The organism is Blautia caecimuris (genome assembly GCF_024622975.1).
GTDB classification, from domain to species: domain Bacteria; phylum Bacillota; class Clostridia; order Lachnospirales; family Lachnospiraceae; genus Blautia_A; species Blautia_A caecimuris.
This window is the reverse complement of sequence record NZ_JANJZT010000001.1, coordinates 222,211-239,909: the sequence shown is the minus strand read 5'-3', so window position 1 is coordinate 239,909 and position 17,699 is coordinate 222,211. Positions and strand designations below refer to the sequence as shown.

The window sequence follows — 17,699 nt, the reverse complement described above, 5'->3', positions numbered from 1 at the left end:
CCTCTTTCTTATTCTTCCCAGTGAAGAAGCTCTTCTCTTAGGGTATCCAGAAGCTGATCCTCCGGAACCTTTTTTATGATCTCTCCCTTTTTGATCAGAAGCCCTACGCCCACTCCCCCGGCAATTCCTATATCAGCTTCCTTTGCTTCTCCCGGTCCGTTTACCACGCAGCCCATAACAGCCACCTTAATATCAAGAGGGATGTCCTGGACCATTGTCTCCACCTGATTTGCAAGACCGATCAGGTCAATCCTGGTACGTCCGCAGGTAGGACAGGACACCACCTCGATCCCTCCTTTTCGAAGTCCCAGAGTTTTCAGGATCCGTTTTGCAGATTTGATCTCCTCCAGAGGCGCTCCGGTAAGAGAAACCCGGATAGTATCTCCGATTCCCTGAGAAAGAATGATCCCAAGCCCTACTGCAGACTTAATGTTTCCGGAATATAAAGTTCCTGCCTCTGTAATTCCCACATGAAGAGGGTACTTTGTCTTTTCTGCGATCAGCTCATGGGCTCTGGCGCACATCATCACATCTGAAGATTTAATACTGATCACCAGATTGTCATATCCCATATCCTCAATGATCTTCACCTTGTCAAGAGCGCTTTCTACCAGCCCCTCTGCAGTGACACCGTGATATTTTTCCACCAGGTCCTTTTCCAGAGAACCGCTGTTTACGCCCACCCGGATAGGAATATTTCTTTCCCTGGCCACATCTACAACCGCTTTTATTCTCTCCCGACTTCCGATATTTCCGGGGTTAATGCGGATTTTGTCTGCTCCGTTTTCCATTGCCGCAATAGCCAGCCTGTAATCAAAATGAATATCTGCCACCAGAGGAATGTGAATCTGCTTTTTGATCTCAGAAAGCGCCTCTGCCGCCGCCATATCCGGAACCGCGCACCGGATGATCTCACATCCTGCAGCCTCCAGCTCCAGGATCTGCTTTACGGTTGCCTCCACATCATCTGTCCTTGTATTTGTCATAGACTGAATAAGAACAGGATTTCCTCCCCCGATTTTTTTATTTCCGATTTTTATAACCTTTGTATGTTCCCGATACATAATCTTCCTCCTGAAAAATTTATTATGAAACACAAAGAACTGCCACAGCTTTTCCGGAATTTCCGGCTGTGTGACAGCCCTTTTTTCTTTATCTCTGGATTTCCAGAAGCTTTGCTTTCAGATCGTTTTCCATCCGCGCCATCTCCGCTTCGGCAGCCTGACGCTTTGCTCTGCCTTCCTTCTGTATCCGCATCACATCGTCCAGGGTCTGGATCAGTTCTGCATTTGTCTGCTTCAGAGTTTCCAGATCCACAATTCCCCGCTCAGACTCTTTTGCAGTTTCTGCAGATGCCATATGAAGTGTTTCCGCATTTTTACGCAAAAGCTCATTTGTCACATCAGATACCTGTCTCTGAGCCTGCGCCGCCTGGGTAGAATGAGCGATTCCAAGAGCCAGCACCATCTGGCTTTTCCACAGAGGAATGGTATTTACAATAGTTGTCTGGATCTTCTCTGCCATAACTGTATTATTATTCTGCACAAGGCGGATCTGAGGCGCTGTCTGAAGCGAGATCATCCGCGTCAGCTCCAGGTCATGGAGCTTTTTCTCAAAACGGATACACTGACTGTCCAGATCCCTGGCTTTCTGCGCATCCTCCGGCAGTCCGCTTAATCCGGCCTTTTCGGAAAGCTCTTTTAATTTTCCGTTTCTGACAGCGGAAAGCTGTTTTTTTCCTGCCAGGATATACATGGAAAGCTCCCTGAAATAAAGGAGATTCTGTTCATACATCTTATCCATCAACGCAGAATCCTTCAGAAGGCGTACCTGATGCTTCTGAAGCACGTCTGTGATCCGTTCTACATTTGCCTCTGCCTTGTCATACTTGTTTTTCAGATTTTCAATTTTATTTGCCTGTTTTTTAAAAAATCCGAAAAATCCCTTTTCTTCTTCCGTATCAAAATCCTTCAGCTGACTTACCACGTCTGTGAGAAGTTCCCCCACTTCCCCAAGATCCTGAGTTCTTACATTTTTCAGCGCCTCATCCGAAAAATCCGCCATTTTTTTCTGGGTTCCGGCTCCGTACTGAAGAATCTGCGCCGTATTTTCCACATCAATCTTTTCTGCAAAGGAATCCACCATCTTCTGTTCCTCAGAAGTCAGTTCCATCCGGGCCATTTCCTTCTGTACCGGATCCATATCCGGAGTCTCCTCCATAAGAGCGGCAGGATTTTCCGGCTGTTCCGGAGCTTCCGGTTCCAGCTGCGGCTCCAGTGTGAGAAAAGGCATTGACGCTTCTGTTTTGTTTAATTCTTCGCTCATTTTGTTCTCCTTTATGATCAATGCTGTATTTTAAAATCACTGTCCTTCAGCCCTTCCTGGGCAAGTAACGTATGAAGAACGGAAATATCACTGGAAACATCCCAGGCTGTATCCTGAAAAACAGAATCTAGAAGCTTTGCAAAAGCATCGTTCAGAGTATCCAGAGTATCTTCGATCTCTTTTTTGGAGGAACGGATGGTTTCTCCCTGAACAGGCTGACTGTCCATATCCTCATAAGCCTCCAGAAGCTTTACGGTCATGGGAAGATAATAATCCATCATCCGCTTCAGATCCGGAATGATCTCCGGATGAGCCTTGGTCCTCTGAAAAATCTGCTCCACGATTTTTTCCATTTTAAAGATCTTGGCAGAAATTTCCTCCCCCGGAATGGCATCGTTGCTTTTTCTCAGTCTGTCCAGATAATTCCTTCCCTTTTCAAGCACCTCTTTTACCTCAGGGGAAAGCTCTGACTCCTCCTGTGCGCGGAGAGCCTCCTGTTTCTTTTTTTCCTCCAGAGCTTTTTCCATTTCCTGATACTGGCAAAAGGTTTCCCGGCTGGTGATCAGGCAGGTTTCGCTGCCGTCAAAACAGCCTTCCGTAAACCAGCCCTTTCCGATCATTTTTTTCAGATCTTTTTTTACAAATTTCACAGGCTTTCCGACTGCCTGCGCAAGCTTTGTAAGATCACAGTAGGTTCTTTTTCCCAGAGTTTTCTGATATTTTTTGAATCTCCTGAGCTTCCCCAGTCCAAGGATACCTGTTCCCAGCATAAAGGCTCCTGCCGCCATTCCTGTCAGCATAACTGCCGCCGCTCCGCTGCTTCCGGAATCTGTCAGAAGCCGTACCATCTGGACTGCCAGAAATCCACATGCCGTACTTCCTGTAAGAATTCCTCCAAATACAGCAAGGAGAATACTTCTTACTTTCTCTCCGGTCGGCTTCATATAAAGCATCTGAAGCTTCTCACCATTGGCTGCGCTTCCCGATTCCCGGTCACTGCGATGATCAGCCTGCGGCTTCTCTCTGGTTTTTCCCATTTCCGGATGCTCTTTTTTATACTGATCCAGGGTTTTATTTACCATCTGTGTCACTGACTGGCTCATTTCCTGAAAATCTTTAGATTTTACAGCCTTTTCAATGATGTTCTGAACCTGCTGTATTTTATCTTCCACAACAGAAAAATCAAAATCCTGACTGTTGTTTTTTTGATTTTTTTCCATATTCTGTCTCCATCAGACTGCTTCTGCTTTTTGGGATCTGCTCCCGTGCAGACTGTATATTTATTATAGCGAAGTACCGTTCAAAATACAAGTTTTCATTGAAGTTCACCGGCAAAAGTGCTACACTGATTATATCTCACAGTAACGTGGCAAAGTATTTAAAAAGCTGTTGTCACAGGATAACAGGAGGATGATATTATGGAAAAAAAGAACATTGACTGGGGAAATCTGGGTTTTGGCTATGTCCAGACTGATTATCGCTTTGTCTCAGACTTTAAAAACGGTTCCTGGGACGAAGGAAAGCTGACAGAAGACGCAACTGTTGTGATCAATGAATGTGCCGGCGTTCTTCAGTATGCTCAGACTGTTTTTGAGGGAATGAAAGCATACACAACAGAAGACGGACGGATCGTAACCTTCCGCCCTGATCTGAATGCAGAACGTATGGAAAACTCTGCAAAAAGACTGGAAATGCCGGTATTTCCAAAAGACCGGTTCATCCAGGCCGTTGTGGACACCGTAAAAGCCAACGCCGCTTACGTTCCGCCTTTTGGTTCCGGAGCTACCCTTTATATCCGTCCCTATATGTTTGGGACAAATCCGGTCATCGGTGTAAAACCTGCTGACGAATATCAGTTCCGGGTATTTACCACCCCGGTTGGTCCGTACTTCAAGGGAGGCGTGAAGCCTCTTACTATCCGTGTCACAGATTTTGACCGGGCTGCTCCTCATGGTACAGGTCATATCAAGGCCGGACTGAATTACGCTATGAGTATGCATGCGATCATGGACGCTCACCGCCAGGGCTACGACGAAAACATGTACCTGGATGCAGCTACCAGAACAAAGGTAGAGGAGACCGGCGGAGCCAACTTCCTTTTTGTTACAAAAGACGGAAAAGTGGTTACTCCGAAATCCGACAGTATCCTGCCTTCCATTACCCGCCGTTCTCTTATCTATGTAGCTCAGCACTGCCTTGGTCTGGAAGCAGAGGAACGCGAGGTTACACTGGAGGAGGTAAAAGATTTTGCTGAGTGCGGCCTTTGCGGTACTGCAGCAGTTATTTCTCCTGTAGGAAAAATTGTGGACCACGGAAAAGAAATCTGCTTCCCCTCCGGCATGACAGAGATGGGGCCTGTAACCAAAAAGCTTTATGAAGCTCTTACCGGTATCCAGATGGGACGTCTGGAAGCTCCGGAAGGCTGGCTTCAGGTAATCGAATAATACCTTCCAAAAAGTCAAACGCTGCAGAAAATATAAACTCTGCAGCGTTTTCTTTTCCGGAACATGTCTGTTCCTGTGTCATATTTTTATTTTACTCTTTCGTATTTCACAAACTCATATTCCAGATCAAAATAAGTCTGCTCTTCGCTCCTGGCTGTGATCTCCCATTCCGGAGACTCGTCCAGATTTGGGAAATAGCGGTCTGCCTCATATCCAAAGTCGATCTTTGTCACATGAGCTGTGTCACAATAAGGAAGAAGCTGTTTGTATACGCTGTCTCCACCCACACAGTAAACCTGATCGGACGGATATTTTTTTATTTCTTCCAGAAGCTCTTCGATACTGTGAACCACGGTTGCATCCTTTACCTTAAAGTCTTTATTTGTGGTAAGGATAATGTTGGTTCTGTTTTTCAGAGGAAGTCCTCCTGGAAATGTTTCCAGTGTTTTTCTTCCCAGTACGATCACCTTTCCGGTTGTCTCCTGACGAAACATTTTCATATCTGCCGGAATGGCTACAAGAAGCTTGTTGTCCTTTCCGATGGCCCAGTTTTTGTCAACTGCTACAATGATATTCATGGTATTTTTCCTTTCTGTTTTTAGATTGCAATAGGAATATTTTTAATCTGTGGCCAGGTCTGATAATTTTCCACAATCAGATCATCCACTGTAAAATCATAAAAGTTCTTAATCTCCGGATTCAGTCTCACAGAAGGCGCCGGATACGGGGTTCTGCTGATCAGCTCTTTTATTACCGGAATGTGCCTGTCGTAAATATGACAGTCTGAGATCACATGAACAAGCTCTCCTGCCTCCATGTCGCACACCTGGGCAAACATCATAAGAAGAATGGAATACTGGCACACATTCCAGTTGTTTGCTGCCAGAATATCCTGAGATCTCTGATTCAGGATCGCATTTAAAGTCAGCTTGTCTTTTCCCGGTTCCTTTGTCACATTAAAGGTCATGGAATATGCGCAGGGATAAAGATTCATTTCATGAAGATCCTGATGCACATAAATATTCGTCATGATCCTGCGGCTGTAAGGATTGTGTTTCAGGTCATAGAGAACACGGTCTACCTGATCCATCATTCCTTCTTTATATTCATGCTTCACCTGCATCTGATATCCGTAGGCCTTACCGATAGAGCCTGTCTCATCCGCCCAGCTGTCCCAGATATGACTGTTCAGGTCATGAATGTTATTTGACTTTTTCTGCCAGATCCAGAGGATCTCATCCATCGCGCTTTTCAGTGCAGTCTTACGAAGAGTCAGAGCCGGAAATTCCTTTCTGAGATCATACCGGTTTACCACTCCGAATTTTTTTATTGTATAAGCAGGCGTTCCGTCCTCCCATACCGGACGTACCTTTTCCCCCTCTGTGCTGGTGCCGTTTTCAACCACATCTCTGCACATATTAATAAATATTGTATCTGCAACACTCATGTCCGCGCCTCCTTTTTGCTTTTGTTTCCTGGGCCTTTCCGGAAAACCTGCTGCTTCAAAAGTCGTTTTCCCGGCAGGCCGGATTCTGCCTGTTATTATACCATACCAGAGCCGTGATTGCCAGAGTGCTTTACAAACCAATGCCGCCGTGCTATATTAAAACTCATGAAAAAAATACTCATAACACTTTTAAAACCACTTTCGTTTCTGCCAGCGCTGCTGATGATGTATATTATTTTTTCATTTTCTGCCCAGACCGGGGAGGTGTCCGGGAATCTCAGCTACAAAATCAGCTACCAGATCGTAGAAACCAAAAACGAACTTCTCAATACCGGAAAAAGCTATGAAGAGCTTGCATACGAGGCAGAGCAGATTCATTACTATGTCCGCAAGGCCGCACACATGACAGAATACTGCCTGCTTGCCGTTGCTGTTTCTTTTCCATTTTATGTATATCGCATCAGAGGACTGCGGCTGTTTCTTCTTGCCGGGATCATCTGCGTGGGATTTGCCGGGCTGGATGAATATCATCAGTCCTTTGTGGCCGGCCGTTCTCCCGGGATCCGGGACGTAGGCTTTGACAGCCTGGGCGCTCTGATCGGGATCCTTCTGGTTCAGCTCTTTTGCTGGTCCACCCTCCACGCGCCTTCTTCCGGAAACCAAAAGCGCCGTAAAAGGCGGTAACACACAGACCGGGGGAACATGGATTTTCATGTTCCCCCGGCCTTTTTACAATATTCTGATTTCTCCCGGAGCTTATTCCTGATCTTTGTCCTTATCCTTCTCCTCTTCTGTATCAGAATTCTGCGCTTCCTGCGCCTCTTTCTCCGCTACATTTCCCGCCAGTTTCGCACGCTCTGCAATGGTCATTCTCTTAGGCTCCTGAACCGGCTCAACCGGATGTTCCTTTTCCTCTTCCGCCGCTGCGGCCTTTTTGGCATCGCTTCTCTGTTTCGCAGTCTTTGCTGCCACAAAAAGCATTCCTGCGCCAATGATCAGAAAAGCGGCTCCCGCGATGAAGAATCCCCAGCTTGCCCCCTCTTCGCCTTTCAGCACGTTTGCGCAGAGCTTATAACCTGTATAGAGAAGGTATACTCCGGCAAGAAGCAGAAGGCCGAAATTTGCCGCAGGTCTTTCCTTTTTTTCAGGCTCTGAATCTGCTGAAGCCTTCTCGCTGTTTTCAGATGTCTGAATCTCAGTTTCTTTTTTTAACTCTGTATCAGCAGACATTTCCAGTTCTTCATTTCTTTCTTCCATATAAATGTCCCTTTCGTATGTTTTTTCATTTTCCTGCATTTATGTTTTCCGTTACAGATCTTAAAGCTTCCGTGTATCTGTCAGAGATGTACTGTTCAGCATTCTGTATCCTGCGCTTCTTCCTCTGACAGCTTCTCTTCAGCTGACTGCTCTTCTGTTTCCGATACCGGTTCTTCCTTCTTCAGACGTCCGTAGATCCGGTTCAGTTCTCCCATTGTATAAATGGTAATATCAGAAAGCTGTCCCTTTCGCATTCTCCATCTCCAGTTCAGCCCCAGGGTTGCAGGCGCATTCAGTCTTGCTTCGTTTCCCAGGCACAGATAGTCCTGAACAGGAATCACAGCCAGATCTGCCACACTGGCCAGGGCTGTGCGGATCAGTCCCCACACGCAGTCGTTCACAGGCCTGTCATAACAGTTGATATATGCCCGTACAAACTCATTGTCATGTCCCTGCAGACCTTCCAGCCATCCTTTTGTCGTCTCATTATCATGAGTTCCTGTATAGACCACACAGTTTTTATCATATTTATGAGGAAGATATTCACTGTCCTCGCTTCCGTCAAATGCAAACTGCAGCACTTTCATTCCCGGAAATCCGGTGTCCTTTACAAGCTTCACCACGCTGTCTGTCAAAAATCCCAGATCTTCTGCGATCACCTGAAGCTTTTGTACATTCTTTTTTAACACCTCAAATAATTCCAGTCCCGGTCCCTTTTCCCAGCGGCCGTTTTCTGCAGTAGCATCTCCGTAAGGTATGGAATAATATTCGTCAAATCCTCTGAAGTGATCGATTCTTGCCACATCATACCGCTCCATACAATAGGTCATTCTCTGTATCCACCAGGCATAGCCGGTAGCCTTATGCTTTTTCCAGTCATAAAGAGGATTTCCCCACAGCTGGCCCGTAGCAGAAAATGCATCCGGCGGACAGCCTGCAACAGCCTTTGGACTGCATTCCTCATCAATCTGAAACAGTTCCGGATTCGCCCACACATCCGCACTGTCAAGGGCAACGTAAATCGGCACATCACCTATGATCTTAATTCCTTTTTTGTTGGCATAGGCTTTCAGCTTTTTCCACTGTTTTTCAAAAAGATACTGCTGGAAGCAATAAAAGCCCACTTCCTCTGACAGCTCGCTTTCCGCTCTTTTTACATATCCGGAGCTGCGGTCTTTCAGTTCCTTCGGCCAGTCCAGCCAGCTCTCTCCGTTTCTGCTGTTTTTGATCGCCATATAAAGAGCATAATCTTTCAGCCAGATCTGATACTCCCTTACAAAAGCCTGATATTCACTGTCATTTTCCAGATCCGCTCTTTCATAGGCTTTTTTCAGAAGTGGAAATCTGCTGTTATATATTTTTTCATAATCCACATAGCCGGGGTCATCTCCCCAGCTGCAGGAAGTACATTCTTCTTTTGTAAGAAGCCCTTCCCGGACCAGTTCATCCAGATCAATAAAATATGGATTTCCCGCAAAGGTAGAACAGGACTGATACGGAGAATCTCCATATCCTGTCGGACCAAGAGGAAGAATCTGCCAGTACTGCTGGCCTGCTTTTTCCAGCTGATCTACAAACTCATATGCCTCTCTGGAAAAGCATCCGATTCCATATTCTGACGGAAGGCTTGAAACAGCCATTAAAACACCGCTTGCTCTCATTTATTCTTCTCCTTCGTGTTTCGCACTAAATGAATCCGGCTTCTCAGGTCCATACATTATAAAGTCTTAGTTTTTGCCGGTCACCCGGAGAACATTATACCAATCCATATGCTTATGGTCAAGGAAAAAGCCGGGGACATCTCCCCGGCTTTCGCACCTTGTTACTGTTTACCGCCTTCACAGCAACCTGGTCAGAATACATACCAAATCACCTTTGATGATCACATTTTGCCCTGTATATCCCCTGAGCATCAGCTCCGCCTTTCAAAACAGTGCTGTGCGGACACTAACACAAGCTCTCCATTGTCCTCTGCCTGTTTTTCGGTTCTTCCGCAGCCTGCCAGACAGAAAGCGCATAAAATACCTATAAAAATTATTTTCCGTGTTCTTTTCACCGGGTTCTCTCCTTTATCCATACAGATATTCATTCATAGTATGGACAGAAAAATATCTTCTATTCGGAAAGCTTATAATACTCAGAAACCTTTTTTCCTGATATATACAGAAATATCTCTGAATACCCGCTCCCGGTCTTTTTCGTTCAGAATTTCATGGCGCATTCCCGGATAAAGTTTCCCTTTTACATCCCTGTAGCCTGCGTCTCTCATTTTCTGAACTGCCGCTGCAAACTGCCGCACATTGCCCAGGCACGGATCGTCTGCGCCGCTGATAAAAAGAACAGGCAGCTCCGGCTTCGTACAGTTCCAGTGCTTCACATCATAAGCTCTTTTCATCAGCTGAAACAGAGCCAGATAAGCATCGTCCGTAAACGTAAATCCGCAAAGTTCTGAGTCCGTATAAGCCTGATATACCTCCGGATCCGAACAGATCCATGCGTTTCTGTTTTTTTCCCCGCTGAACCTGGCTGCATAATTCCCAAAGGACAGTATTTCCAGAAGACGGCTTCTGTGCCTCATTCCAAAGAGTTTTCCTTCCAGTTTCGCGATCACGCTCCCTGCGATCCGCGCCCTCCGGTTGCTGGGTGAGCCGCAGACGATCAGCATATCCATGCAGTCATCATGCTCTGCCGCAAAAGCTCTCACTGCCAGGGAACCCATGCTGTGCCCCATCAGTATCAGAGGAAGATCCGGAAATTTCTCTCTGATCTGCCGGTTGACACTGGCAATATCCGCCAGCATGGCATCTGCTCCTCCGCCGTACATGTAGCCCAGGTCATCCCCGGAGCGGACGCTCTGCCCGTGTCCTCTGTGGTCGTGGATCACTGCCACATACCCAAGAGAAGCCATGTACTCCATAAACGGCTCATACCGTTCCTTGTGTTCGCTCATTCCGTGTACCAGCTGTATTACACCTTTGTACGGCATTTCCTCCGGACAGATACTGAGAGCTGAGATTCTCAGTCCGTCCGCATCTGATCTGAAAAACTGTCTGTATCTTTTTACCATATCTATTTTCCTCCTGCCCTGTCATTCTGTCAGTTATCTTTTTATTGATTATCTTTTTATTTTATCCTCTTTTTCTTTCCCTCCTGTAATTTATACGTAACCGCTGTCACACAAAAGATCACCGGTCAGCCCGGCCTGGTTAAAATGCCCCCTGAACAGTAGCAGTCAAAAAGCAACATTTATTCCTGAGACACAGGATAACCTTGTCAACCAGCCGTATGCTCTGGTATAATAAATCATGTAACACTTACACAGATACTGTCAAAAGACTATTTATAAAAACAAGGAGGAACTATGGATCAACAAACTCAGGAGAGCAGCCAGGAGCAGGTCACTGCTTCCGAAAACATCTCTCCCATCAAAAAGAAAAAGAAGAAAAAAGGGCTGATCATTTTTCTTGTAGTCCTGCTGATTGCCGCTGCCGCAGGCGCAGGCTGTTACTTTATGGAACGCCAGAAGCCTGTCTCCACAGTCAAATCATTCCTGGAGCATGTGCGCACTATGAATTTTGAGGGAATGAAATCCCTGCTTCAGAGTAATGACATGTCCGCTCTCGACAACGCAGATATTACAAATGAAGCTTATCATGCATTTTTCCAGGGCGTCAATCAGAAAATGACCTATGAGATCAAAAAAACAGATTTCAGCCTTGCCAATGGAACTGCCACTGTCACAGCAAAAATCAAATACATTGACGGTTCTGATATTTACAAGGAAACCATTACCGAATTTTTAAAGCAGATCGTCTCCACTGCCTTTTCCGGTCAGGAGCTTACAGAGGAACAGACCCAGCAGAAGCTTGCCGCTCTTCTGGAAGAAAAATCAGCAACTGTGAAAGACAAGTTTGCAGAAGCAGAAATTTCCTATCCTCTTATTAAAGCAGGAGGACAGTGGAAGATCGTATCTCTGGATACAGAAACCGTTCGCATAATGTCCGCAAACTTTACGAATGTACAGGACGAGATCAATCAGTCTCTGGAAGAAATGGAAACTTCCGAAACACAGCCTGAGCAGGAAGCGCCTCAGGCATCTGCAGACGGCAAGATTGATATGAGCAATGACAAATTTACCATTCACTATAAACAGCACCGGGTGACAACTGATTTTGCCGGAGCTCCATGTCTTCTTGTATATTATGATTACAGCAATAACGGCTCTTCCGCTTCCAGCGCCATGGTTGATGTCAATCTCCAGGCTTACCAGAACGGCAATCTCCTGGAACCTGCAATTCCGGAATCAGATGACGAAGCCATTGATCAGTTTATGACTGAGGTGCAGCCGGGACAGGCAGTTACTGTATGTCAGGCCTTTACACTTCAGGATGAATCCGACGTAACGCTTCAGGCAGGTGAGGCATTCAGCTTCGGCGGAGGAACCGTTGTCTCTCAGGTACTGAAAATCAAATAATTTTTTCAAGATATTCGCAGCTGAAAATGCTGCGAATATTTTTTTGTTTTTTCGGAATACTATCTGCATGAAAGGATGGTGACTTATGGATAATAAATTTTTGCAGTATTTTGCTCTGACCATTACTATTATAGGTGCAGTCAACTGGGGACTGATCGGCTTCTTTAATCTGAATCTGGTGGCTCTGATCTTCGGAAGCATGAGCTGGCTGTCAAGGATCGTTTATGGGCTTGTCGGTCTCTGTGGTCTTTATCTTCTTTCTTTATATGGAGTGATCGGACAGGAAAGGCGGGAAATGTAATGGCAGCAGATACTGAAAACAAAACCACGATGTCTCATTGTACTGCAGCTCCTGCAGAGCTTCCGGAAAACTGCCTGGAAAAAATCCGGGATTTCGAAAGAGAGCTGAACAAACAGGGATATTGGAATATTGCTCTTGTGGCCTATCAGATAAAAGAATAAAGAAAAAAGAGTCAGGAACCAATTCCTGACTCTTAAGAGCGATAGACGGGGCTCGAACCCGCGGTCTCGACCTTGGCAAGGTCGCGCGTTACCAACTACGCCACTATCGCACAAGAGCGGGTGATGGGAATCGAACCCACGTATCCAGCTTGGAAGGCTGGTGTTCTACCATTGAACTACACCCGCAAGTGTTTGTCTTGTGAGAGTTTTTTGTGTTTCCCTCAACCGACTTCGTTAGTATATAACACATATATCTAAATGTCAACACTTTTTTTAAAAAAATTTATTTTTATTTTTTTGGTGAGAAATGTAAAAGTAACTTCCGGTTCTTCTTCACACTTCCGGAAGTTACTTTTACATTCCGGCTTTATTTTTTAATTACAGGAGCTGCTGTTCTGCAGGCTGATACAGCAGCTCCTGTTTCCTGTTGATTTCTTTCCGGATCAGATTAGTTTTCCCAGTCCCATACATCCGCTTTGGAAACTGTGTTCCTTGGCTTTTTGATCACAAGCTCCGGGCTTTTAGCGCTTACCTTAGTATTGGCAGGAATAGAGGAAGTAATAAATGTATTTCCACCTATGATCGTATTCTCGCCGATCACTGTTTCTCCGCCAAGAACAGTAGAATTAGAATAAATCGTCACATTATCCCCGATAGTAGGATGACGTTTCACATCTGCAAGCTGCTGTCCCTGTCTGGTAGAAAGAGCTCCCAGGGTTACTCCCTGATACAGTTTTACATTTTTGCCGATTTCCGTTGTCTCGCCAATAACAACTCCGGTACCATGGTCAATAAAAAAGTAATCTCCAATAGTTGCTCCGGGATTGATGTCGATTCCGGTTTTTCCATGAGCATATTCTGTCATGATACGTGGAATATACGGAACCTTTTCCATATAAAGAATATGAGCCAGACGATATACATAAATAGCAAACAGCCCAGGATAAGAAAATATAATCTCTTCCTTGCTTTTTGCCGCCGGGTCTCCGTCAAATCCCGCCTGTACATCCTTCAGAAGTTTTTTCTGTACTTCCGGAAGCTTTTCAAAAAAATCATCACAAATGGCTTCTGCCCTGGCGCAGGCTTCTTCCTTCTGTATATCCTGGTCAGCGTAAAGAAATGCAATTTCCACCTGACTTTTCAGTCTGTCATAAAAATCATTCAGAAGAAATGCTGTAAACTGCTCCGGAAACAGCCTTGCCGCCGTATCCTCACCAAAATATCCCGGAAATATCACAGACCGGAGATCTCTCACCAGATCAATGATCACAGATCTGTTAGGAAGGCTTCTTCCGTTTTTCGGCATAAACAGCTCTTCCCTGTCATAATTTTCTGTAAGACTTTCTGCAGCTTTTAAAACTGCTTCTTTTTTTCTGCTCATAATTCCTCCTGTCTGCTGAAATCTTTTTATCTTATAATATAGTATAGCTTTTTCTGTGCGTCAAGGAACAGAAACAGATTCCAAAAATAATTTGACTTTCCCCGGGTCAGCCGATATAATAAAATCTGTCATGGAGATGTACCCAAGTGGCTGAAGGGTCCGCACTCGAAATGCGGTAGGCCGGGCAACCGGCGCGAGGGTTCAAATCCCTCCATCTCCGTCTTGACAAACAGATTTTTTCATAGTATAATAATTTTTGTTTGATGCACATATAGGGGATTGGTCAAATGGTATGATAGGGGTCTCCAAAACCTTTGGTGGGAGTTCGATTCTCTCATCCCCTGCTTTTACGGATATCCGGAATTCTGACATGAATTCCGGATATTTTATTTCTTTATCGGACTGTTTATGGTAGATTCTCAATATCAGCACACTGGCACTGGCTCGCGAATCATTACAGAAATTATCCTTTATCTGAAAAAATCAAATTATAATAAAATACAACTGGGTGTTGATAAAAATAATCCCCAAAGCTATGGATTTTGGAAAAAGAACGGTTTTCTTCCAGTGGATACTCAAAAATATATTATCATGGAACGAAATCTGTAGCATTTATCTGTTTTCAATCAGGAGGAAACATATGGAACGTTTTCTTACCTTTACTGTAAATAAAAATTCCGGCTTCCACACAGTGGGTCAGGTTCTGCGCTCACAGGGAGGCCTGACAAAAAATCAGATTTCCCGGGCAAAATTCCGCCCACAGGGAATTCTCAAAAACGGGGTCCGCTGCCGGGTCACAGAATCTGTTTATCCGGGAGATATGATTACTGTATGTCTGGAAGAATCCGGTTTAAGCTCCGGGCATCTGGCCTCCCCTCCTGAGGCTGCTCTGCCGCCTCTGGAAATTCTGTATGAAGACCAGGATCTGTTGGCGGTAAACAAGCCTGCCGGAATTGTCACCCATCCTTCCGGCTGTCATTATCGTGACAGTCTTTCCAATCAGGTTTCCTGGTACTTCCGTTCCAAAAAAGAAAAGATCGTCATCCGCCCTGTAGGAAGACTGGACCGGGAAACCTCGGGAATCGTAATTTTTGCCAAAAATCAGACGGCTGCTGCCAGACTGCAGGCCCAGCGCTGCCACAATCATCTGAAAAAGCAGTATCTGGCAGTGGTATCCGGATGCCTGCCTGTTGATCCCTGTGCTGAAAAAACTGTGCCTCCGTCCTCTTCTGCGCTTTTGTCACAGGGACACACCATCAGTCTTCCCATTGGCCCGGATCCTGATGATCCCCGGAAAATGACCGTATTGCTGTCAGACAGCTTTACCTTTGGCAACCTTCCTGTGGATCTTGAAAAAAATTCTTCACACCAACATCCTCTGTCACCTCCGGGTGGAAATTTTAAAACTGCCGTCACCCATTATCAGGTACTTCACAGTACTGCTGACTGGTCTCTCGTTTCCCTCTTCCTGGATACCGGACGGACTCACCAGATCCGTGTACACATGAAATCCACAGGACATCCCCTTCTGGGAGATACCTTATACGGAAACACCGGAGAATCCCCTGTGTCTCTTCCATTTACAAGAGCTGCCCTTCATGCCTGGAAGCTTTTTCTGGAACATCCTTTTGAGGGCAAAAATCTTATATTGGAGGCTCCCCTGCCGGAGGATTTTTCTTCCCTGGCAAAATATCTTCCATAAGCCTTCTCCGCACAAACACGACAGGAAAATCTTACCTGCCGTGTTTGTGTGACTTTAACTTTTTTTGCCGGTAACACCTGTACACAGGGCTGCCGCAGCAAAAACCTTTTTCATGTATCCACAGTTTCCTGCCATCTGCACTTTATCATTTTGAAGCTGTTCCAGAAACTGACACAGATACAGAAACTTATCATTATGACATTTCTTACTGCTGCATTTTCATTTATCTCATATAAACCTTTATATCACCTGATACTCTTCCACATCTTATCCGCATCCCTCCAGAATACTTTTTCTCCTGTAAAATCCCTTTGATTTCTGCCATTATAACAAAATTCCCCATGTTGTAATTGTATTACATCTGTATTTCGGATAATTTTCATCTAATTTTATCTCAGAAGTATTTTTCTTGCATTTTTACATTGTTAAAAAATTATTTTTCCGGTTGATTTTGTCCCGCATTTATGTATAATATATAGAGGAAAGCTATAGTTCCACTTCTTTCACAAGATAACATAAGGTCTGACAGTCAGGCTGTTATCCTATTACTATTTTAAGAAAAGAGGTAAATGTAAGATGGCAAAAATTGATTTAACCAAGTACGGCATTACCGGAACCACAGAAATCGTACACAATCCTTCTTATGAAATGTTATTCGAAGAGGAAACAAAACCGGAGCTTGAAGGCTTTGAAAAAGGTCAGGAAAGTGAACTTGGCGCAGTCAACGTTATGACTGGTATCTATACAGGCCGTTCACCTAAAGACAAATTCATCGTTATGGATGAAAACTCCAAAGATACTGTATGGTGGACTTCCGATGAGTACAAAAACGACAACCATCCGGCTTCCCAGGAAGCATGGGACAGCTGTAAAGATCTTGCTCTGAAAGAACTCTCCAATAAGAGGCTTTTCGTAGTAGATGCTTTCTGCGGCGCTAACCACGACACACGTATGGCTATCCGTTTCATCGTTGAAGTGGCTTGGCAGGCACATTTTGTAAAGAACATGTTCATCGTTCCTACAGAGGAAGAGCTTGAGAACTTTGAGCCGGATTTCGTTGTATACAACGCTTCCAAAGCTAAAGTAGAAAACTACAAAGAACTTGGTCTTAACTCTGAGACAGCAGTTCTTTTCAATATCACAAGCCGTGAGCAGGTTATCCTGAACACATGGTACGGCGGAGAAATGAAAAAAGGTATGTTCTCTATGATGAACTACTATCTGCCGCTTAAGGGCATCGCTTCCATGCACTGCTCCGCAAACACAGATATGAACGGTGAAAACACAGCTATCTTCTTCGGTCTTTCCGGAACAGGTAAAACAACTCTTTCCACAGACCCGAAACGTCTCCTGATCGGTGATGACGAGCATGGCTGGGATGACAACGGTATCTTCAACTTCGAGGGCGGATGCTACGCAAAGGTTATCAACCTTGACAAAGAGTCCGAGCCGGACATCTACAATGCGATCAGACGCAACGCTCTTCTTGAGAACGTTACTCTTGACAAAGACGGAAAGATCGACTTCGATGACAAGAGCGTAACAGAGAACACTCGTGTTTCCTATCCGATCGACCATATCGACAATATCGTTCGTCCGGTTTCCGCAGCTCCTGCAGCTAAGAACGTAATCTTCCTTTCCGCAGATGCTTTCGGCGTACTGCCTCCAGTATCTGTTCTTACACCGGAGCAGACTCAGTACTACTTCCTGTCTGGCTTCACAGCTAAACTTGCCGGTACAGAGCGTGGAATCACTGAGCCTACACCTACCTTCTCCGCTTGCTTCGGACAGGCTTTTCTTGAGCTTCATCCGACAAAATATGCTGAGGAGCTTGTTAAGAAGATGGAAGCAAACGGCGCTAAAGCTTATCTTGTAAATACAGGATGGAACGGCTCCGGAAAACGTATCTCCATCAAAGATACCCGTGGTATCATCGATGCAATCCTTAATGGAGACATCAACAACGCACCGACCAAGACTATCCCGCACTTCAACTTCGAAGTTCCGACAGAGCTTCCGGGCGTTGATACAAACATTCTTGATCCTCGTGACACCTACGCAGACGCTTCTGAGTGGGAAGTAAAAGCAAAAGACCTTGCACAGAGATTCGTTAAGAACTTCGCTAAATACGAAGGAAACGAGGCTGGCAAAGCTCTTGTTTCAGCAGGTCCTCAGGAATAATTCTTATAACTGACAAAAAAGGATGT

At 45.2% G+C, this 17,699-nt stretch carries 17 protein-coding genes and 4 tRNA genes; 10 read left to right on the top strand and 11 right to left on the bottom strand.

The window, feature by feature from the left end; all coding sequences use genetic code 11:
• Nucleotides 1-8 precede the first annotated feature (8 nt).
• The 3 genes from ispG to NSA57_RS01135 form a co-directional block, all read right to left on the bottom strand.
• Nucleotides 9-1,064: a flavodoxin-dependent (E)-4-hydroxy-3-methylbut-2-enyl-diphosphate synthase gene (gene ispG / locus NSA57_RS01145; RefSeq protein WP_147598077.1), complete on the bottom strand. Its 1,056-nt coding sequence runs from the start codon at nucleotides 1,062-1,064 to the stop codon at nucleotides 9-11.
• An 88-nt stretch (nucleotides 1,065-1,152) separates the two neighbouring features.
• Nucleotides 1,153-2,325 (bottom strand): toxic anion resistance protein, encoded by a 1,173-nt coding sequence (locus NSA57_RS01140; RefSeq protein WP_147598076.1) that lies wholly within the window; start codon nucleotides 2,323-2,325, stop codon nucleotides 1,153-1,155.
• A gap of 17 nt (nucleotides 2,326-2,342) precedes the next feature.
• Entirely contained in the window at nucleotides 2,343-3,545 is a 1,203-nt protein-coding gene (locus tag NSA57_RS01135) for a 5-bromo-4-chloroindolyl phosphate hydrolysis family protein (protein ID WP_257463746.1), read from the bottom strand.
• Nucleotides 3,546-3,743: 198 nt separating this feature from the next.
• Here NSA57_RS01135 and NSA57_RS01130 point away from each other — a divergent pair, with 198 nt between their 5' ends.
• Nucleotides 3,744-4,769, top strand: coding sequence for a branched-chain amino acid aminotransferase (locus NSA57_RS01130; RefSeq protein ID WP_022067105.1), 1,026 nt, complete (start codon nucleotides 3,744-3,746; stop codon nucleotides 4,767-4,769).
• An 86-nt stretch (nucleotides 4,770-4,855) separates the two neighbouring features.
• On the opposite strand, the gene NSA57_RS01125 is transcribed toward NSA57_RS01130, so the two are convergent.
• The gene (locus tag NSA57_RS01125; RefSeq protein ID WP_147598074.1) at nucleotides 4,856-5,347 is read right to left on the bottom strand and encodes a dihydrofolate reductase; all 492 of its coding nucleotides are present in this window, start codon (nucleotides 5,345-5,347) and stop codon (nucleotides 4,856-4,858) included.
• A 20-nt stretch (nucleotides 5,348-5,367) separates the two neighbouring features.
• Nucleotides 5,368-6,216 carry a thymidylate synthase gene (thyA, locus tag NSA57_RS01120; protein WP_257463745.1) on the bottom strand — a complete coding sequence of 283 codons (849 nt, stop codon included), beginning with the start codon at nucleotides 6,214-6,216 and terminating at the stop codon, nucleotides 5,368-5,370.
• 165 nt (nucleotides 6,217-6,381) lie between these two features.
• On the opposite strand from thyA, the gene NSA57_RS01115 reads away from it, so the two are divergent.
• Complete coding sequence (locus tag NSA57_RS01115) at nucleotides 6,382-6,900, top strand: VanZ family protein (protein WP_257463744.1); 519 nt, start codon at nucleotides 6,382-6,384, stop codon at nucleotides 6,898-6,900.
• A gap of 72 nt (nucleotides 6,901-6,972) precedes the next feature.
• On the opposite strand, the gene NSA57_RS01110 is transcribed toward NSA57_RS01115, so the two are convergent.
• The 3 genes from NSA57_RS01110 to NSA57_RS01100 all read right to left on the bottom strand — a co-directional run bounded on the left by NSA57_RS01110 (nucleotide 6,973) and on the right by NSA57_RS01100 (nucleotide 10,540).
• Nucleotides 6,973-7,473: a hypothetical protein gene (locus tag NSA57_RS01110; RefSeq protein WP_257463743.1), complete on the bottom strand. Its 501-nt coding sequence runs from the start codon at nucleotides 7,471-7,473 to the stop codon at nucleotides 6,973-6,975.
• A gap of 95 nt (nucleotides 7,474-7,568) precedes the next feature.
• Nucleotides 7,569-9,134 (bottom strand): 4-alpha-glucanotransferase, encoded by a 1,566-nt coding sequence (gene malQ, locus NSA57_RS01105; protein WP_257463742.1) that lies wholly within the window; start codon nucleotides 9,132-9,134, stop codon nucleotides 7,569-7,571.
• Nucleotides 9,135-9,610: 476 nt separating this feature from the next.
• Nucleotides 9,611-10,540: an alpha/beta fold hydrolase gene (locus NSA57_RS01100; RefSeq protein ID WP_173752044.1), complete on the bottom strand. Its 930-nt coding sequence runs from the start codon at nucleotides 10,538-10,540 to the stop codon at nucleotides 9,611-9,613.
• 294 nt (nucleotides 10,541-10,834) lie between these two features.
• Between NSA57_RS01100 and NSA57_RS01095 the strand changes: the two genes are divergently transcribed.
• The 3 genes from NSA57_RS01095 to NSA57_RS01085 all read left to right on the top strand — a co-directional run bounded on the left by NSA57_RS01095 (nucleotide 10,835) and on the right by NSA57_RS01085 (nucleotide 12,409).
• On the top strand, nucleotides 10,835-11,947 hold the full coding sequence (locus NSA57_RS01095; RefSeq protein ID WP_178709654.1) for a DUF5067 domain-containing protein: 1,113 nt from the start codon (nucleotides 10,835-10,837) through the stop codon (nucleotides 11,945-11,947).
• Between the two features lie 85 nt (nucleotides 11,948-12,032).
• The gene (locus NSA57_RS01090) at nucleotides 12,033-12,248 is read left to right on the top strand and encodes a DUF378 domain-containing protein (RefSeq protein ID WP_173752042.1); all 216 of its coding nucleotides are present in this window, start codon (nucleotides 12,033-12,035) and stop codon (nucleotides 12,246-12,248) included.
• Nucleotides 12,248-12,409 carry a hypothetical protein gene (locus NSA57_RS01085; protein WP_257463740.1) on the top strand — a complete coding sequence of 54 codons (162 nt, stop codon included), beginning with the start codon at nucleotides 12,248-12,250 and terminating at the stop codon, nucleotides 12,407-12,409. The genes NSA57_RS01090 and NSA57_RS01085 overlap by 1 nt, the downstream gene beginning before the upstream one ends.
• Before the next feature lie 37 nt (nucleotides 12,410-12,446).
• Here the strand turns inward: NSA57_RS01085 and NSA57_RS01080 are convergent.
• From NSA57_RS01080 to epsC, 3 genes are all read right to left on the bottom strand, one after another.
• A tRNA-Gly gene (locus tag NSA57_RS01080) sits at nucleotides 12,447-12,519 on the bottom strand.
• Between the two features lie 5 nt (nucleotides 12,520-12,524).
• A tRNA-Gly gene (locus tag NSA57_RS01075) sits at nucleotides 12,525-12,595 on the bottom strand.
• Nucleotides 12,596-12,857: 262 nt separating this feature from the next.
• On the bottom strand, nucleotides 12,858-13,790 hold the full coding sequence (gene epsC / locus NSA57_RS01070) for a serine O-acetyltransferase EpsC (RefSeq protein ID WP_138269991.1): 933 nt from the start codon (nucleotides 13,788-13,790) through the stop codon (nucleotides 12,858-12,860).
• Between the two features lie 132 nt (nucleotides 13,791-13,922).
• Between epsC and NSA57_RS01065 the strand changes: the two genes are divergently transcribed.
• The 5 genes from NSA57_RS01065 to pckA all read left to right on the top strand — a co-directional run bounded on the left by NSA57_RS01065 (nucleotide 13,923) and on the right by pckA (nucleotide 17,673).
• A tRNA-Ser gene (locus tag NSA57_RS01065) sits at nucleotides 13,923-14,010 on the top strand.
• A gap of 53 nt (nucleotides 14,011-14,063) precedes the next feature.
• A tRNA-Trp gene (locus NSA57_RS01060) sits at nucleotides 14,064-14,134 on the top strand.
• Nucleotides 14,135-14,171: 37 nt separating this feature from the next.
• Nucleotides 14,172-14,399, top strand: a complete 228-nt coding sequence (locus tag NSA57_RS19865; RefSeq protein WP_354183244.1) for a GNAT family N-acetyltransferase — start codon at nucleotides 14,172-14,174, stop codon at nucleotides 14,397-14,399.
• A gap of 31 nt (nucleotides 14,400-14,430) precedes the next feature.
• Nucleotides 14,431-15,492 carry an RluA family pseudouridine synthase gene (locus tag NSA57_RS01055; protein WP_257463739.1) on the top strand — a complete coding sequence of 354 codons (1,062 nt, stop codon included), beginning with the start codon at nucleotides 14,431-14,433 and terminating at the stop codon, nucleotides 15,490-15,492.
• Nucleotides 15,493-16,068: 576 nt separating this feature from the next.
• Nucleotides 16,069-17,673 (top strand): phosphoenolpyruvate carboxykinase (ATP), encoded by a 1,605-nt coding sequence (gene pckA, locus NSA57_RS01050; RefSeq protein WP_178709656.1) that lies wholly within the window; start codon nucleotides 16,069-16,071, stop codon nucleotides 17,671-17,673.
• Nucleotides 17,674-17,699: the final 26 nt, after the last annotated feature.

Coding starts and splice junctions, on each gene's coding strand:
- ispG (WP_147598077.1), bottom strand. CDS start 1,064: ATGTATCGGGAACATACAAAGGTTATAAAAATCGGAAATAAAAAAATC.
- NSA57_RS01140 (WP_147598076.1), bottom strand. CDS start 2,325: ATGAGCGAAGAATTAAACAAAACAGAAGCGTCAATGCCTTTTCTCACA.
- NSA57_RS01135 (WP_257463746.1), bottom strand. CDS start 3,545: ATGGAAAAAAATCAAAAAAACAACAGTCAGGATTTTGATTTTTCTGTT.
- NSA57_RS01130 (WP_022067105.1), top strand. CDS start 3,744: ATGGAAAAAAAGAACATTGACTGGGGAAATCTGGGTTTTGGCTATGTC.
- NSA57_RS01125 (WP_147598074.1), bottom strand. CDS start 5,347: ATGAATATCATTGTAGCAGTTGACAAAAACTGGGCCATCGGAAAGGAC.
- thyA (WP_257463745.1), bottom strand. CDS start 6,216: ATGAGTGTTGCAGATACAATATTTATTAATATGTGCAGAGATGTGGTT.
- NSA57_RS01115 (WP_257463744.1), top strand. CDS start 6,382: ATGAAAAAAATACTCATAACACTTTTAAAACCACTTTCGTTTCTGCCA.
- NSA57_RS01110 (WP_257463743.1), bottom strand. CDS start 7,473: ATGGAAGAAAGAAATGAAGAACTGGAAATGTCTGCTGATACAGAGTTA.
- malQ (WP_257463742.1), bottom strand. CDS start 9,134: ATGAGAGCAAGCGGTGTTTTAATGGCTGTTTCAAGCCTTCCGTCAGAA.
- NSA57_RS01100 (WP_173752044.1), bottom strand. CDS start 10,540: ATGGTAAAAAGATACAGACAGTTTTTCAGATCAGATGCGGACGGACTG.
- NSA57_RS01095 (WP_178709654.1), top strand. CDS start 10,835: ATGGATCAACAAACTCAGGAGAGCAGCCAGGAGCAGGTCACTGCTTCC.
- NSA57_RS01090 (WP_173752042.1), top strand. CDS start 12,033: ATGGATAATAAATTTTTGCAGTATTTTGCTCTGACCATTACTATTATA.
- NSA57_RS01085 (WP_257463740.1), top strand. CDS start 12,248: ATGGCAGCAGATACTGAAAACAAAACCACGATGTCTCATTGTACTGCA.
- epsC (WP_138269991.1), bottom strand. CDS start 13,790: ATGAGCAGAAAAAAAGAAGCAGTTTTAAAAGCTGCAGAAAGTCTTACA.
- NSA57_RS01055 (WP_257463739.1), top strand. CDS start 14,431: ATGGAACGTTTTCTTACCTTTACTGTAAATAAAAATTCCGGCTTCCAC.
- pckA (WP_178709656.1), top strand. CDS start 16,069: ATGGCAAAAATTGATTTAACCAAGTACGGCATTACCGGAACCACAGAA.